At 33.4% G+C, this 15,778-nt stretch carries 16 protein-coding genes; 7 read left to right on the plus strand and 9 right to left on the minus strand.

Annotation, left to right across the window (positions count from 1 at the left end):
• Position 1: 1 nt before the first annotated feature.
• From QWY87_RS01805 to QWY87_RS01815, 3 genes are all read right to left on the minus strand, one after another.
• Positions 2 to 1,729: an amidohydrolase gene (locus QWY87_RS01805; RefSeq protein WP_290287654.1), complete on the minus strand. Its 1,728-nt coding sequence runs from the start codon at positions 1,727 to 1,729 to the stop codon at positions 2 to 4.
• Between the two features lie 319 nt (positions 1,730 to 2,048).
• Entirely contained in the window at positions 2,049 to 2,735 is a 687-nt protein-coding gene (locus QWY87_RS01810) for an SGNH/GDSL hydrolase family protein (protein WP_290287655.1), read from the minus strand.
• Complete coding sequence (locus QWY87_RS01815; RefSeq protein WP_290287656.1) at positions 2,732 to 3,598, minus strand: hypothetical protein; 867 nt, start codon at positions 3,596 to 3,598, stop codon at positions 2,732 to 2,734. Before QWY87_RS01815 ends, QWY87_RS01810 begins: the two co-directional genes overlap by 4 nt.
• A gap of 84 nt (positions 3,599 to 3,682) precedes the next feature.
• On the opposite strand from QWY87_RS01815, the gene gltX reads away from it, so the two are divergent.
• Positions 3,683 to 5,215, plus strand: a complete 1,533-nt coding sequence (gene gltX, locus QWY87_RS01820) for a glutamate--tRNA ligase (protein WP_290287657.1) — start codon at positions 3,683 to 3,685, stop codon at positions 5,213 to 5,215.
• 3 nt (positions 5,216 to 5,218) lie between these two features.
• On the opposite strand, the gene QWY87_RS01825 is transcribed toward gltX, so the two are convergent.
• Complete coding sequence (locus QWY87_RS01825) at positions 5,219 to 5,767, minus strand: acyl-CoA thioesterase (RefSeq protein ID WP_290287658.1); 549 nt, start codon at positions 5,765 to 5,767, stop codon at positions 5,219 to 5,221.
• On the minus strand, positions 5,760 to 6,131 hold the full coding sequence (locus QWY87_RS01830; RefSeq protein WP_290287659.1) for a 6-phosphogluconate dehydrogenase: 372 nt from the start codon (positions 6,129 to 6,131) through the stop codon (positions 5,760 to 5,762). Before QWY87_RS01830 ends, QWY87_RS01825 begins: the two co-directional genes overlap by 8 nt.
• A gap of 120 nt (positions 6,132 to 6,251) precedes the next feature.
• Here QWY87_RS01830 and QWY87_RS01835 point away from each other — a divergent pair, with 120 nt between their 5' ends.
• Positions 6,252 to 7,163 carry an SPFH domain-containing protein gene (locus tag QWY87_RS01835; protein ID WP_290287660.1) on the plus strand — a complete coding sequence of 304 codons (912 nt, stop codon included), beginning with the start codon at positions 6,252 to 6,254 and terminating at the stop codon, positions 7,161 to 7,163.
• Between the two features lie 77 nt (positions 7,164 to 7,240).
• Here the strand turns inward: QWY87_RS01835 and QWY87_RS01840 are convergent, their stop codons facing one another.
• The 3 genes from QWY87_RS01840 to rnr form a co-directional block, all read right to left on the minus strand.
• On the minus strand, positions 7,241 to 7,432 hold the full coding sequence (locus tag QWY87_RS01840) for a twin-arginine translocase TatA/TatE family subunit (protein WP_290287661.1): 192 nt from the start codon (positions 7,430 to 7,432) through the stop codon (positions 7,241 to 7,243).
• Positions 7,433 to 7,482: 50 nt separating this feature from the next.
• Positions 7,483 to 8,151 (minus strand): head GIN domain-containing protein, encoded by a 669-nt coding sequence (locus QWY87_RS01845; protein WP_290287662.1) that lies wholly within the window; start codon positions 8,149 to 8,151, stop codon positions 7,483 to 7,485.
• A gap of 81 nt (positions 8,152 to 8,232) precedes the next feature.
• On the minus strand, positions 8,233 to 10,377 hold the full coding sequence (gene rnr / locus QWY87_RS01850) for a ribonuclease R (RefSeq protein WP_290287663.1): 2,145 nt from the start codon (positions 10,375 to 10,377) through the stop codon (positions 8,233 to 8,235).
• A 106-nt stretch (positions 10,378 to 10,483) separates the two neighbouring features.
• Between rnr and QWY87_RS01855 the strand changes: the two genes are divergently transcribed.
• The 4 genes from QWY87_RS01855 (at position 10,484) to QWY87_RS01870 (ending at position 13,952) form a co-directional block, all read left to right on the plus strand.
• On the plus strand, positions 10,484 to 11,392 hold the full coding sequence (locus QWY87_RS01855; RefSeq protein WP_290287664.1) for a diacylglycerol/lipid kinase family protein: 909 nt from the start codon (positions 10,484 to 10,486) through the stop codon (positions 11,390 to 11,392).
• Positions 11,393 to 12,144: 752 nt separating this feature from the next.
• Entirely contained in the window at positions 12,145 to 12,579 is a 435-nt protein-coding gene (gene rpiB, locus QWY87_RS01860) for a ribose 5-phosphate isomerase B (protein ID WP_290287665.1), read from the plus strand.
• A 9-nt stretch (positions 12,580 to 12,588) separates the two neighbouring features.
• Positions 12,589 to 13,497: a cation diffusion facilitator family transporter gene (locus tag QWY87_RS01865; protein WP_290287666.1), complete on the plus strand. Its 909-nt coding sequence runs from the start codon at positions 12,589 to 12,591 to the stop codon at positions 13,495 to 13,497.
• Positions 13,498 to 13,508: 11 nt separating this feature from the next.
• Positions 13,509 to 13,952, plus strand: a complete 444-nt coding sequence (locus tag QWY87_RS01870; protein WP_290287667.1) for a GNAT family N-acetyltransferase — start codon at positions 13,509 to 13,511, stop codon at positions 13,950 to 13,952.
• Between the two features lie 32 nt (positions 13,953 to 13,984).
• Here QWY87_RS01870 and QWY87_RS01875 read toward each other — a convergent pair whose 3' ends face one another.
• Positions 13,985 to 14,329 (minus strand): hypothetical protein, encoded by a 345-nt coding sequence (locus tag QWY87_RS01875; RefSeq protein ID WP_290287668.1) that lies wholly within the window; start codon positions 14,327 to 14,329, stop codon positions 13,985 to 13,987.
• Between the two features lie 412 nt (positions 14,330 to 14,741).
• Between QWY87_RS01875 and recA the strand changes: the two genes are divergently transcribed.
• Positions 14,742 to 15,746 (plus strand): recombinase RecA, encoded by a 1,005-nt coding sequence (recA, locus tag QWY87_RS01880; RefSeq protein WP_290287669.1) that lies wholly within the window; start codon positions 14,742 to 14,744, stop codon positions 15,744 to 15,746.
• Positions 15,747 to 15,778: the final 32 nt, after the last annotated feature.

Raw genomic sequence — 15,778 nt, forward strand, 5'->3', positions numbered from 1 at the left:
TTTAATTGTTTTCTCTTTCAAAGGTTGCATTACCTTTATAGTATGTTGCATTAATACTAACTTGACTTATTTCATGTTCTGGCACATCAAACAAACTTTTTTCCAAAGCCACAAAGTCTGCAGATTTACCAACTTCAATTGAACCAAATTCTTTATCACCATTCATTAACCAAGCATTACTAATTGTTGCTGCTTTTATAGCATCTTCTAATGATAGTTTATCTTCATCATGCCCTTGCTGTTTAGCATCTTTTTTCCCTGCTCTTGCTCTACGTACAAACATTTCAATATTATCTAATGGAGCATAACTTGGAAATGTTGTTGCTACAGGATAATCTGAACCAATACCTACTTTACCACCTGCGCTTACTACGCTACCTGCAGGATAAAAAGCATCAGCTCTTTCTTTTCCAACGACATCATAATTAACATCCATCGATGGTCCAGGCATGATCCATAAAGCGCTGAAACTAACCCCAGTATTCGCGTCATTAAAACGCGGCATATCTGCAGGATCAATCATCATAGCATGTGTCATATTTCCTCTTGCTAAACCCTCACCATGCTCAGCAATAGCTGCTTCCATAGCATCTATTACCATATCTATCCCGGCATCACCACATACATGAAAATGCATGTTTACCCCATTTTTATAACATTTGTTAACTAAAGCATTAAATTCATCAATTGGAAACACAGTCATTCCTGTACCTTCATATTTCCCTGAATAAGGCTCTTTTAAGAACCCAGTGCCTGTTTCAATAGAAGCGTCAACATTTATTTTTATAGAGTTTGAATACACATCTTCACTTTTCGAATTATTTATTAAGGCCTGTGCTGCTGCAAAATCATCTTCTAAATTCATTGAATAATGTGACATAGATACACGCATTACAGCACCATGTTTTTTATTAAAACTATTAACTGCATTCATGGCAGGAATAGACTCCGCAAACAATACTCCAGGATCAAATACAGAAGTAAGTCCAACCGCTGGAAATTTAGGAAACGCTTTTGAAACAACGCCTTCCAACCATTCTTCAGAAATATCTCCAATCATTGGAAAATACACTCCAAAATAAGCTGGTATCTCTTCAATAAAACCAGTGGCTTCACCATTGGCATCTCGTTGGTAATAACTTTGCTCCGTCGGATCTGGAGTATCTTTAGTGATATTTGCTACTTTTAAAGCTGCGGTATTTGCCCAGGCCCCATGTCCATCTGAGCGGACAAATAATACTGGAAGGTCTCCAAAGATTTCATCAAGATCCTCTTTTTTTGGTCCTTCTGGCGGAAAATTAGCCAAATGCCAACCATAGGTTATTAATGGTTTTGTTCTCTCTTCAGGTAAAGAAGCAGCAAATTCACGAAGCATTTTATACATTTCTTCATTTGTTTCAGCTGATCCAGTATTGAATTCAGAGGTGAGAACGGATGCCGCTACAGAATGAAAATGTGTGTCAATAAACCCAGGTGTTATAAATTGTCCTTTTAAGTCAACGACTTCTGTGCCTTCTCCCATATAGGCTTTGATTTCTTCATTACTTCCAACTGCCAAAAATTTTCCATCTTTTACCGCAAAGGCATCTACCCACGGTTGTGATTCGTTTACCGTATATACTTTACCGTTAGTAAAAACAGCATCAGCAGCTTCTTTTTTTTTAGTTTCAAAATTGCATGCCATCAATAATGTTAAAAGAAGGACTGTTAAGGGTTTTACCAATTTCATATTAATTAGTTTTAGATTTAACTTGATTATATTCTCTATTTACAATAGGGAACTATGATCCTATTTTTCCTAATCGAAATACAAATCAAGAAAGCGTTTTGAACTAAATACTTTATAAGTATCTGTTAAAGAGTTTTGCTATAATTTATAAGAAAATGTTCAAAGATAAGAATTATCTAGAATCATTCCAGATAATGTCAGATTGCTAAAAGACCATTTCAATGGTTAAATCTGACCTCTGGCAACAAGGAAGGCAAAAACCAGAATCAATTAAAAGTTCAATTTTTAAGCTATTTCATTCATGAAAAAGTAGTACCAACTATTGATTCAAGGCTCTGTCAATGGCTTCAATAACCATTGGTTTCATAATGGCATAACCTTTTGTAGTGGGGTGAACTCCATCTTCTGCTAGTTCTTTTGGTAAGCCATTTTGATCATCTGCCATAGCGCTGAAATAATCCAGGTAGATTAAATCATTTTTTTCGGCATAGTTCTTTAACATGGCATTCAATTGCGGGATCTTTATATTGGGCTCTAAGCCAGGCCTCCAGGCATAATCAAAGGCTGGTAAAACAGATGAAATAATTACTTCAATTCCATTTGCTGTAGCCAACTCAGACATTGAAATAATATTGTCTCTTATTTCCTCTAAAGTCATGGGGCCAGTATTGCCCGCAATGTCATTTGTGCCAGCCAAAATGATTACAACTTTTGGTTGTAAATCAATCACGTCTGCTCTAAAGCGCAACAACATTTGGGGTGTTGTTTGCCCCCCTATTCCTCGGTTGATATAATTTGGGTTTTTAAAAAATTCTGGATCTTTATTGGGCCATCCCTCAGTAATAGAATTACCCATAAACACAACTCTTTTCTCCTCTGGAGAAGGCAATCCTAAACTATTATTTTGTTTTCTAAATCTATTCAAATCGGGCCAATCTTGTGCGTTACTATTCTGGAAAAAGAGGATACTTATTGCTAATGCTACTATTAATTTTATCTTTTTCATTCTTCGTTTCTTATGCTTTCAACTTCTTGTAACAGGAGTTTAACTTCTCTTTCGGCTTCTTCAAACTCCTTTATCTCCGGATCGAATGTAATTAATCTTTCGTATTGATTTTTGGCCTCCAGGGTATCTTCCTTTTCGGCTGCAATCATGGCCTTCAACCAAATTGCCGATAAGCGATAATTCGCATCTTTAGACAATTCTCCTACATTTGCATAGGCTAGCGCTTTTTCATAATTTTTGTCTATCAACTCTATCAAACCATCTACATTCTCTTCACCATATTCCTCTCGCATCAATGCTTCTTCTGATTTCTCATCTTTCGGCTGTTGAAGCTCACCTGCCTCATTTTCTTTAGTTCTTTCATCAAGATCATTCAACATCGCTGTTTGCGTATTTGACGTTCTGTCATCATTGATATCTCTCGCGATACGCCCTGCTGCATTGGTTGCCAATCCGGCTGCAGTCAAACCTCTGTCTCCAGATAACACACCCAGAATTGTCATAATTCCTCCAGCCGCTCTTGTTACATCGGCTCCTGTTCTCTTTTTACTTAATTTCTCCAATTGAAGTGAATAGGCATTCTTATCTCCTGTAAACTCAATCTTTAAATTGGGATATCTATTATCTGCTTTGCGAAATATCTTGTCAAACGCTTCAAAATTATTGGTGCTTATCAACGATAAGTTGGTGTACTTTACCAGTTCTCCATTAGTTAATTTAATACCTTTGCTAGTGGCGGTTTTGTTTCTATATGCCACCTGCTCAGTATCCCCGTTCAGATATACAAGATCAATGATTTGAGCCATTGAAAATTGACATATTAAAAGCATAACAAGTGTCAGCTTAAAACTTTTATCGATCATAATAATCTTTTTGTCAAATATAATAAACTCATGGCTTATTAAAAATCAAGGGAAGGTCTTATCTTTGCGCAAAATTTGCATCAGATGTCAAAACAAGTTAGAGTACGATTTGCGCCGAGTCCAACGGGCCCGTTACATATTGGTGGTGTTAGAACTGCCTTATTCAATTATCTTTTTGCCAAAAAACACAACGGAACTTTCGTTCTTAGAATTGAAGATACTGATCAAAACAGATATGTTGCAAATGCTGAACAATACATAGTTGATGCGTTAGATTGGTCACAGATTCCTTTTGATGAAGGTCCTGGAAAAGAAGGCAACTTTGGACCTTATCGACAATCTGAAAGAAAAGATTTATATCAGAAATACGCTGATCAACTTATTGAAAGTGGACATGCCTATTATGCCTTTGATACGGCAGAAAAACTAGATTTTCACAGAAATGACCACCAGGAAAAAGGAAAAACTTTTATATACAACTGGCATAACAGAGAAAAACTAACAAACTCTTTAAGTCTATCCACCGAAGAGGTTCAAAAGAGAATCGATGCAGGAGAAAAATATGTAATTCGTTTTAAATCTCCCGTTGATGAAATTCTTGAACTTAAGGATATGATCAGGGGAGACATAAAAATAGACACAAATGTTCTAGATGATAAAATTCTTTTTAAATCTGACGGAATGCCTACCTATCATTTGGCTAATATTGTTGATGACCATTTAATGGAGATCAGTCATGTGATCAGAGGAGAAGAATGGTTACCGTCTATGGCTTTACACGTTTTATTGTATCGATCATTTGGGTGGGAAGCTCCTGAATTTGCACATCTACCACTTATCTTAAAACCAACTGGAAAGGGTAAACTAAGTAAAAGAGATGGGGATAAACTCGGTTTTCCGGTTTTTCCATTAGCCTATACCAACGAAGCAACCGGTGAGGTATCTAGAGGCTACAAAGAAGATGGCTATTTCTCGGAAGCTTTTATCAATATGCTGGCTTTTTTAGGATGGAACCCTGGAACAGAACAAGAGCTCTTCACTCTAGAGGAATTAATTGAAGCTTTTGACATTGCTAAAGTAGGAAAGTCAGGATCTAAGTTTGACGCTGAGAAGACCAAATGGTTCCAGCATCAATACCTAATAAAATCAGAAGACAAGGCAATTTCTGAATTGTTTATTCCAGTTTTGGAAAAACACCTTGGCAATTCTTTTGACAAAAACCTGGATGCTGACTATATTGTCAAAGTTGTAGGTCTGATCAAAGAAAGAGCCACTTTTGTAGAAGATCTATGGGAACTTGGTAGTTTCTTTTTTATGGCGCCTGAAGCATATGATGCTAAAGCTGCTAAAAAGAACTGGAAGGAAGGTACAGCTGATCTTATGAATGAATTGACTGAAGTCATTGCTACTATTTCAGATTATACTTCTGAAACGATTGAAATGACCATTAAAGAATGGATCACTTCTAAGGAAATTGGTTTTGGTAAAGTGATGCAACCCTTGAGACTTAGTCTTGTTGGCGCTTTAAAAGGCCCTCATTTGTCTGATATTGCATTTTTGATAGGAAGAGACGAAACAATGGCCAGAATTCGTTCAGCGGTCGAAAAATTAGGATAAAGCTTATAATTCAAGCTTGATATTGTAATTCTTTAATGTTTCAGCATAGTTTTCAGGAATAAAATTTTTCTTACTGAATTCTGTTTTACGATCATTCCTGTTGTTAATATGCTCGATAGATCTGAGAAATCTTCTCAAATCTTCTTTATTTGAAATGATTAATCCTGGAACTTTAGTGCTCTGTCCATTTTTATCTTTTGCTACCATTGAAAAATAGGAGGAATTACAATGTTTTTCTTCTCCCGTCATGATATTCTGCGAAATAACTCTGATTCCTACAACCATTGAGGAATTTCCAACATAATTAACTTTGGCTTTTAAGGTTACCAACTCCCCTACTTCAATTGGATTTAAAAAATCTACCCTGTTAACAGAAGCGGTTACACAATAATGGCTGCTGAATTTTGTTGCTGCTGTAAAGGCTGTTTTATCCATCAAGGATAAAATAAAACCACCGTGAATTTTTCCGCTAAAATTTGAATGCGATGGCAACATGAGTTCGGTAAGCACGATCTCAGATTCTTTTGTTGTTTTAAAAGCTTGCTTAGTCATTATTTAAATCCTTATTGTCTTTGAGTAATTCTACTTCTTTCACATAATACTTTGTGTCTCCAAGCCAGAAGAAGGTTCCAAACCTTTCAATATAAGTTACTTTTACTCTTTTACCTTGAAAATCTTTTAGATCTTGCAAAACTTTAGCATCACTTTTCTGTACTGAAAAATTGAACTGTTGCTCTTCTGAAACGCCTTGGCTCAATCTTCCTTCCCAGGTTTTAACTAGCAATCCTCTTTTAGATATTTTAATAAGTTCTCCTGCTCTGTATCCTTCGCTAAAAGTCACAAAATATATAAAAACAATGTATAGGATAAAAACGATTAATATCGATACTCCGGCATATGTAAGAAATCTTTTCATGTTTGGTTTTTTCTTTTATATCTCAAAAATAGTAAATAAATTTTCCAATTACTTCAATGTCTAATAATGAAATTATTATTCGTAACTTTAGTAATCATTTTTATCTAAAAAATTCTTGTTATGATTACTGCGATTCCCTTTATTTTATTAGCCCTTGTCATTCTATTTTTAGGACTGTTTATGGTCAAACAGCAAACAGCCTACATTATTGAAAGATTCGGGAAATTCAACAGTATACGCTGGGCCGGACTTCAGTTTAAAATACCTTTTGTAGATCGCATTGCGGCACGTTTGAGTTTAAGAATACAACAACTCGATGTAGTTGTTGAAACTAAAACCAAAGATGACGTATTTGTACATCTCAAAATATCTGTGCAATACCAAATATTGAAGGATAAGGTTTACGATGCCTTTTATAGACTACAAAACCCACATGAACAATTAACAGCCTATATATTTGATTTGGTAAGGGCTGAAATCCCTAAAATGATTCTGGACGATGTGTTCGAAAAAAAAGATGAAATTGCCATTGCCGTTAAAAACGATTTAAAACAGGCCATGCTTGATTATGGATATGATATTGTCAAGGCGCTTGTTACTGATATTGATCCGGACTCTTCAGTAAAAGAGGCTATGAATAGGATTAACGCGGCAGAAAGAGAAAAAGTAGCCGCTCAGCATGAAGGAGATGCTCAACGTATATTAATAGTTGAAAGAGCTAAAGCTGAGGCTGAAAGCAAACGTTTACAAGGTAGGGGTATTGCTGATCAGCGTCGAGAAATTGCTAGAGGTCTTGAAGAAAGTGTTGATACATTAAACAAAGCTGGAATCAACCCTCAAGAAGCTTCTGCTTTAATTGTGATTACACAGCATTATGATACCTTACAATCTATAGGAGCAGATAGTAGCTCAAATCTTATTTTATTACCTAATAATCCGAACGCTGCAAGTTCTATGTTAAATGATATGACCGCTTCGTTGCTGGCTGCCAATAAAATAAGGGATATGGACGAAAAGAATAAGTCAAAATAAACCAGTTTATCACAGGAATTAAAACAAAAAACCTCCAATTAAATTGGAGGTTTTTTTATATCCGTAATATTAAGGAATTATTTTTTCTCTTCTGCTTTTTGAGCTTCTTCCTCGTCATTCGTGGCATTTTTGAATTCTTTAATGCCTGTTCCTAATCCTTTCATCAATTCAGGTAATTTTTTACCTCCAAAAAGTAACAAAATGGCTAAACCGATGATAATCCATTGCCATGGACCAACAAAACCTAAAAAAATTGTCTGTAACATCATTATTTTATCATTTAGATCACAAAGTTAATAATTAAATTCTTATTTATTACCTATTGTTTGACATATCCACCTAGTGACTCACTTTTCTTTACTTCTTCAGGATCTCCTACTATGTTTATAATACCACCTGTACTGGCGCTGGCATCAACTAATTTAGAAGCCGATACTTTTGCCATTCCTCCGGTTTTTGCCGAAACATTAGTGTATTCTGTTTCCAGTCTTTCTCCTTTATAAATTCCTCCTGTATTGGATTTTACATTTTGATTCTTTGAAACTCCTTTTAATTTAACTTCACCACCAGTTACAACCGTTACATCGAGTTGATCAGAATCCAATTCTAATACTATTCGTCCAGCTTCCTGTGCTTTACAAGTAATTTTTTCTTGTTTAAAGACTTCATCTGTAAAAATATGTGAACCTTCATTTGCATCAATCAGATTAATTTCATCATTATAATACAAATACACCATCACGTCATCTGCTGAAAAAGTATGGGTAATGCTCATAGAAATTTTTAAAGTACCATTGTTATTTTTAACGGTAACTTCTGATGACCTATTACCATCAATAATCACTTTTGACTCGTCACTTTTTATCAGCTCAACCTGCAAGCCTCTATAGGTTTTTAAACTATGAAAATCTCCAAGATTCATCGTAACTTTTTCCTGGGCGAAACAAAAACTTGTCACAAACATCAGGGTAAAAACTAATCCTTTCATTTAATTATATTTTAATTTAAATATTTATTTAATCTAATAATTCTCTTTATTAGACCCATAAAAACGCTATTTGTTACACCCTTACTCTTCTACTAAATTAAAATCTAGATGCTTTCTTTCAAGATCCGTATTTTTAACTGTAACAGTAACCTGATCTCCTAACTGATACATTCTTTTATCGGCCTGACCTATCAAGGCATATTGCTTCTCATCAAAGATAAAATAATCGCTTCTTATATCTTTAATCCTCACCATTCCTTCACATTTATTTTCAATGATTTCTACATAAATACCCCACTCTGTAACGCCAGAAATTACGCCTACAAATTCCTGATCCTGGTGGTCTTGCATGTATTTTACCTGCATATATTTGATAGAATCCCGTTCAGCCTTACTGGCCATATATTCTCTTTCTGAAGAGTGTTTACATTTCTCTTCATATTTATCAACTTTCACTGAATCACCTCCATCTAAATAATACTGTAACAAACGGTGTGCCATAACATCAGGATACCTTCTGATTGGAGAGGTAAAATGAGTATAATAATCAAAAGCCAATCCGTAATGACCAATGTTCTCAGTGGTATAAATAGCCTTACTCATTGATCTTATTGTTAAGGTCTCAATCATATTAGATTCAGCCTTTCCATGAACATCAGCAAGTAATTTATTAAGCGAATCTGAAGTTGATTCTCTTGAGTTGGTATCTATTCTATATCCAAACTTAGAGATAATGCCTTGCAATAATCCTAGCTTATCAATATTCGGTTCGTCGTGAACCCTGTAGATAAAAGTTTTTTTCTTCTTTCCAATAAACTCTGCTACTTTTCTATTAGCAAGTAACATGAATTCTTCAATAAGTTTATTAGCATCTTTACTTTCTTTCACATATACTCCAATCGGATTCGCATCTTCATCAAGGTTAAACCTGACTTCAGTTTTATCAAATGAAATAGCACCTTCTGCCATTCTTCTTTTTCTTATTTTCTTTGCTAAACCATCCAGGGTTAAAATTGCTTCCTTTATAGATTCATTAACATCTGTTTCATTTCCTTCAATAATTTCCTGAGCATCTTCATAAGCAAATCTCTTATCTGAATATATTACAGTCCTACCAAACCAGGAATCTAATACATGCCCTTTTTCATTCATTTTAAATACAGCCGAAAATGTTAGTTTTTCTTCATTAGGTCTCAATGAACATACATTATTCGATAAAATTTCAGGCAACATCGGAACCACCCTATCCACTAAATAAACTGAGGTAGCGCGCTCATAAGCTTCATCTTCAAGCACCGTCTTCTCTTTGACATAATGAGAAACATCTGCTATATGAATTCCAATTTCGTAATCTCCGTTTTCTAAGACCATAAATGATAAAGCATCATCAAAATCTTTAGCGTCTTTAGGGTCAATGGTAAAGGTAAGGTCCTTTCTCATATCCCTTCTCTTACCAATTTCTTCTTTCGTTATTTCAATTGGAATATTTGAAGCATAGGCCTCAACCTCTTCAGGAAAAGTATATGGTAAACCATATTCGAGTAAAATAGAATGAATCTCAGTATCGTGATCACCTGGTTTACCAAGTACCTGGATGATTTGTCCAAATGGATTCTTTGAATTAGTAGGCCAATCTGTCATTTTAGCCAATACCTTATCCCCATCTTCAGCCTCAGCAAGTTGATCTGACGCAATGAAAATATCTGCATACATTTTATGGTCATCTGGAACCACAAAACCAAATGTTTTATTTTTTTGTAAAACGCCTACAAATTCAGTCTTAGCTCTTTCTAATATTTCTACTATATCACCTTCCTGTTTTTTATTCTTCTTTCTCTTATAAACATATACTTTAACTAAATCACCATTTAAAGCATGGTTTAAATTTCTTGATGGAATATAAATGTCATGTTCCAAATCTTCACATACTACATAAGCATTACCTCTTGATGTGACTTCTATAATACCCTCATAATAATGACTTTGAGCTACTAAAACGAATTTACCTCTTTCTTTTTCTTCTATTCTTTCCTGAATTTTTAAATCTTGTAGTTCTTTAATTATTTGATTCCTTCCATTGGCATCATCGATATCCAATTTAGCTGCAAGCTGTTTATAATTCAATAGCTTATTGGAATTCTGATTAAAAACTTGTAAAATTCTTTTACTTAAATCTTTAATTACGTTTCCTTTTTTCTTGTAAATACTATGTTTCTTTCTTGTCATTAATTCAATATTTCTAATTTTTAAAAGTACGTATTATAATGACAATCAATTCTAAAAAGCATAATAAAAAACAAATCGTAATTTGCATCAATTGAATCACTTACAAATGAAATCTGTTTGGTACATTATTTTCAACCCAGTATCTGGGGGAGGAAAAAATAAAAAAACTATTACAACTATAAAAAAATTACTGGTTAGTCATCAATTACGTTTTGATTTTATATCCACAGAATATACACATCATGAAAAATTATTAGTTGAAAAAGCAATAGTAAATGGTTATCGTAAATTTATCTGTATTGGAGGTGATGGTACCCTGCACCATATGGTAAACGGAATCATGAATCAAAATCAAATTGCAACTGAGAAAATATCTCTTGCTGTTATTCCAATTGGTACCGGTAATGATTGGGTTAAAAATTATAATATTTCATCCAATCCTGCAAAGGCCATTCAAACAATTATTAAGAATAAAGTAATCTATCAAGATATAGGTAGCATCGTGTTTAAAGAATCACAACAAGAAGAATTCTTTATGAATGCAGCTGGAATTGGTTTTGATGCTTTTGTTGTTAAAAACATCGCCTCCTTTTCTAAATGGGGTTCTTTAGCTTATATTTTTGCTGCCTTATCCAGTTTAAAAGTATACCAACCTCATCAATTTATTTTAAAAACTGAAAAGGATAATTTCAATTCTAAAATGTTTTTAATAAGTATTGGTCTATGTAAATTTTCTGGATCTGGAATGCAATTAACTGATTATAAACGCCACGAAAATGGTTTTTTTGATATTACCTATATATCAAATATTAAAATACTACAGGTGATTCGACATATCTTTAAATTGTATTTAGGAGGGATCAATAAAATAAAAGAATCTCAGTGTTTTAGAGAAAAAACAATTAATACTGTAAATAATCATTCTTCGTATATACAAGCTGACGGTGAACTACTTGGGAAAGGAGATGTATCAATAAGCCTTATTCCTAAGGCTATTCAATTTATCATATCATAAAATATTTAAGAATTTTAACATTTTTGTAACATATTCAAAAATGTCTCGTCTATAGAGTATATGAAACCAGTAGTTAAAATAATCATTCTCTGTATTCTTATTTTTGCCCTAAGTATTTTAGCAGCAAAAAAAAGTATAGATTATACTTTTAAAAAAGTAGAATGTAACCAAACAACTCAGACTACATCTTTATATTTTCAATTAACTTCTGATAACATTTAATCATTCATTTTCTTCCTTCTATTTTTTTGTTATTAACAACTATAATATTATTAATAGATTTAATTTAAATTTTAAAAAAAGAAATGATGTGTATTATAGCTTGTTAATACACCCAATAAAAAGATTAAATAAAATTATGAAATATCAGTTTTAAAAAACTATAAACAGTTTATAAAAAACTAAAAGCCTAATAATCAATTTTATTTTTGAGTTATACACAATTTAATATTGTTGTATTAACTGTTTTAAATGTAAAACTAAATTAAAAATATTGATAATAATACTGTTAAAACCTGTTAATAAATAGAGGTGAAATTCTTACAAATAAATTTGTTTGTTTTATTTGTTTTAATCAATAGGTAAATAAGCTTGATTTGCAAAATATATTTATCAGAACTATCGCTAATTTAATCAACAATTAGCTATAATTATAAAGCCTTCCAAATCAGTAGAATGTAAACATTGATTAACAATGCAATAATTTTATGTTTATTACTTGAATAATCTTAATTTTGTTTAAAAATAAAAGGATGAAACTAGCAATTGGAAATGATCACGCAGGGACTGAATATAAGTTTGAAATTGTAGATTATTTAAAAGATAACGGTATCGAGGTTCAAAATTTTGGTACAGATGATAATCAAAGTATGGATTACCCTGACGCCATTCATCCTGTTGCAGAAGCTGTTGAATCTGGCTCAGCTGATCTAGGGATTATTATATGTGGAAGTGGTAATGGAGCTGCAATGACAGCGAATCATCACCAAAAAATTCGCGCAGCTTTATGTTGGAATAATGAATTGGTATCTCTTGCCAGACAACATAATGATGCAAATGTTTTAAGTATACCAGCTAGATTTGTCTCTAAAGAAGATGCTTTACAGTTTGTAAAGACATTTATTAATACTGAATTTGAGGGAGGACGACATCAAAATAGAATAGATAAGATTCCTACTGTTAAATAAAAATTTTCTATGGGTCATCACCACACACATCAACATGGCCAATTGTCTGGAAACAGACTACTTTTTTCAATTGTATTAAACATAATAATTACCGCCTCACAGGTAATTGGTGGAATTATTTCAGGAAGCTTGGCTTTAATTTCAGATGCAGTTCATAATTTATCTGATGTTATATCTTTAATCATAAGCTATGTTGCTAATATTTTAAGCAATAAAAAGAAACAAACTTTACACCAAACTTTTGGATTTAAAAGAGCTGAAATCATAGCAGCTTTTATTAATTCATCTACTTTGATTATCATAGCGGTTTTTTTGGCCATTGAAGCCGTTAAAAGATTAAATGATCCTCGTGAAATTGCTTCTGATTTAGTGATATGGCTGGCTTTTATAGCTATTCTTGGTAATGGTTTAAGTGTCTTATTATTAAAGAAAGATGCCAATCATAATTTAAATATGAAATCAGCATATCTTCACCTGATTACTGATATGCTAACTTCTGTTGCAGTTTTGATAGGCGGTTTATTAATGAAGTATTATCAGATATATTGGCTGGATGCTATATTAACTATTATAATTTCTATCTACCTTCTTTTTATGAGTTGGAGCATCTTTATAGACTCCCTTAAAATACTAATGCTTTTTGCTCCTAAACATCTTGAAATAGAAGCTATTCAGAAGGAGATTATATCAGTCCCGGAGATTGATAATATTCATCATGTACATATTTGGCAATTAAATGATCATGATGTTCATTTTGAGGCACATATAGAGTTTAATAAGGATATTAAATTATCTGATTTCGACCAGATATGTTCAAAAGTTGAGCTCATTTTATTTGAAAAGTTTCACATCAATCACTCCAATCTGCAACCTGAATTTGAAAGAGATGATCACAAAGATTTTATTATTCAGGATTAATTAAAAAGTAAATGAACTGGACACTGAAAAGTTTTAAAGAATTAACCCTTTCTGAATTCCATGATATTATCCAGTTGCGTCTTGATATTTTTGTAGTTGAGCAAGACTGTCCTTATCTAGACTTGGATGGAAAAGATCAAATTGCCTATCATTTTTTTGGAAGAACGGATGAAGGTAAAACAGTTGCTTATACAAGATTATTCGGCCCGGATGAGTATTATAAAGAGGCCGCCATTGGAAGAGTAGTAGTGCATCAAGACTATAGAAAAGATGGATTAGGATTTGAGTTGATGTCAAAATCAATTGAGCAGATAGAATCACTTTATCATACCAAAACTATTAAAATTGGTGCGCAAAGGTATTTAAGAAAGTTTTATGAATCTCTGGGTTTTGAATCAACAGGAGAGGATTATATGGAGGATGGAATTCCACATACATACATGATTATCAAGTAATCAGAGATTATTATTAGAAAAAATTCATCAACTTATTTAGGTTTTTTAGGAAAAAGTAATTGTACTTGTAATCTAAATTGCCAATCACCCCAACCATCAGGTCTAACAGTATTATAATAGGTTTGTGCATTCACATTGATTGGTTGTTTTCCAATTCTAAACACTTTACCAGCTCCACCACCAAAAGGTACGATCCATTGTTCGCCACTTTCGGCATTCCAATTTGCCGTTAAAATAGGTGCAGATACGATATACCAGGCTTTAGGAAGGTTATAATTCACAAAATATTGGAATAAGAACTTGTTTTCTTTGGCGTCACCAAAAGTCCAAACATTATTGATAACAACTCCGGCAACCCACTGATTAATGGTTGTCAATGCCACTACTGATGGGCCAATACCAAATTCTCTTGTTCCAAATTCGTCTGGATTAGAAGCTGTTGGTATTTGAAAGACAGGACCAACTCCCCAGGTAATTTGAGACGCTTTAGTAGGCGCTAACCAAGCTGTATAACTAATATCGCCAATACCAGTTGATGAATTAACACCATCTGAACCATAAGGTTGTGTAATTACAGGAATAATAACTCTATTAATTAAATTTTATTGAGGATTTAGTTTACTTCATAAATCATTTCCTATTAATGAATATTAAGAGAAAAAGAAAAGCCTAATACTTAAAAAGATTGTTAATAATTATGTTGCTCATTATAGGAATTAATACCCCTAAAAATTCCTATTTTAGCTACCGTTCAATAAATAGAAAAACAGATAAATTTTACGACTGATTATGGCAGAAGACAAAGAAAAAGCAGCAAAATTAAAAGCACTACAGTTAACCCTTGATAAACTGGATAAAACCTATGGAAAAGGTTCTGTTATGAAAATGGGAGATGTGCCCTATCAGGATATAGAAGTTATCCCGTCGGGTTCATTAGGCTTAGATCTGGCCTTAGGCGTTGGTGGATATCCAAGAGGAAGGGTAGTAGAAATTTTTGGACCTGAATCTTCAGGTAAAACAACATTGGCTTTACACGCCATGGCAGAGGCTCAAAAAGCAGGAGGAATTGCTGCTTTTATTGATGCAGAGCACGCTTTTGACCGTTTTTATGCTTCGAATTTAGGTGTAGATATTGATAATTTAATCATATCTCAACCTGATTACGGGGAACAAGCTTTAGAAATTGCCGATAACTTGATTAGTTCTGGTGCTGTAGATATCGTAGTCATTGACTCGGTGGCTGCCTTGACACCAAAAAGTGAGATAGAAGGAGAGATGGGTGATTCAAAAATGGGCCTACATGCTCGTTTGATGTCACAGGCTCTTAGAAAGCTTACGGGTACTATCAATAAAACAAATTGTACAGTGATCTTTATCAATCAGTTAAGAGAAAAGATTGGTGTTATGTTTGGTAACCCTGAAACCACTACTGGTGGTAATGCATTGAAATTTTATGCTTCAGTTCGTCTAGATATTAGAAGAAGAACACAAATTAAAGATGGAGACAAGGTTTTAGGTAACAGGGCTAAGGTCAAAGTTGTAAAGAATAAAGTAGCACCACCATTTCAAACTACTGAGTTTGATATAATGTATGGGCTAGGCGTTTCAAAAGTTGGTGAAATACTTGATTTGGGCGTTGAATATGAAATCATTAAAAAAAGTGGCTCATGGTTTAGCTACGGAGACACCAAATTAGGGCAAGGTAGAGATGCTGTTAAGTCACTAATAGGCGATAATCCAGAACTTGCTGAAGAGCTGGAAGGCAAGATAATTGAAGTTATTAAAGCCAGTTAGCAGACTATATATCAAAAAAAAAGCGACTTAAT

The organism is Lutimonas halocynthiae (assembly GCF_030409835.1).
Classification (GTDB): domain Bacteria; phylum Bacteroidota; class Bacteroidia; order Flavobacteriales; family Flavobacteriaceae; genus Lutimonas; species Lutimonas halocynthiae.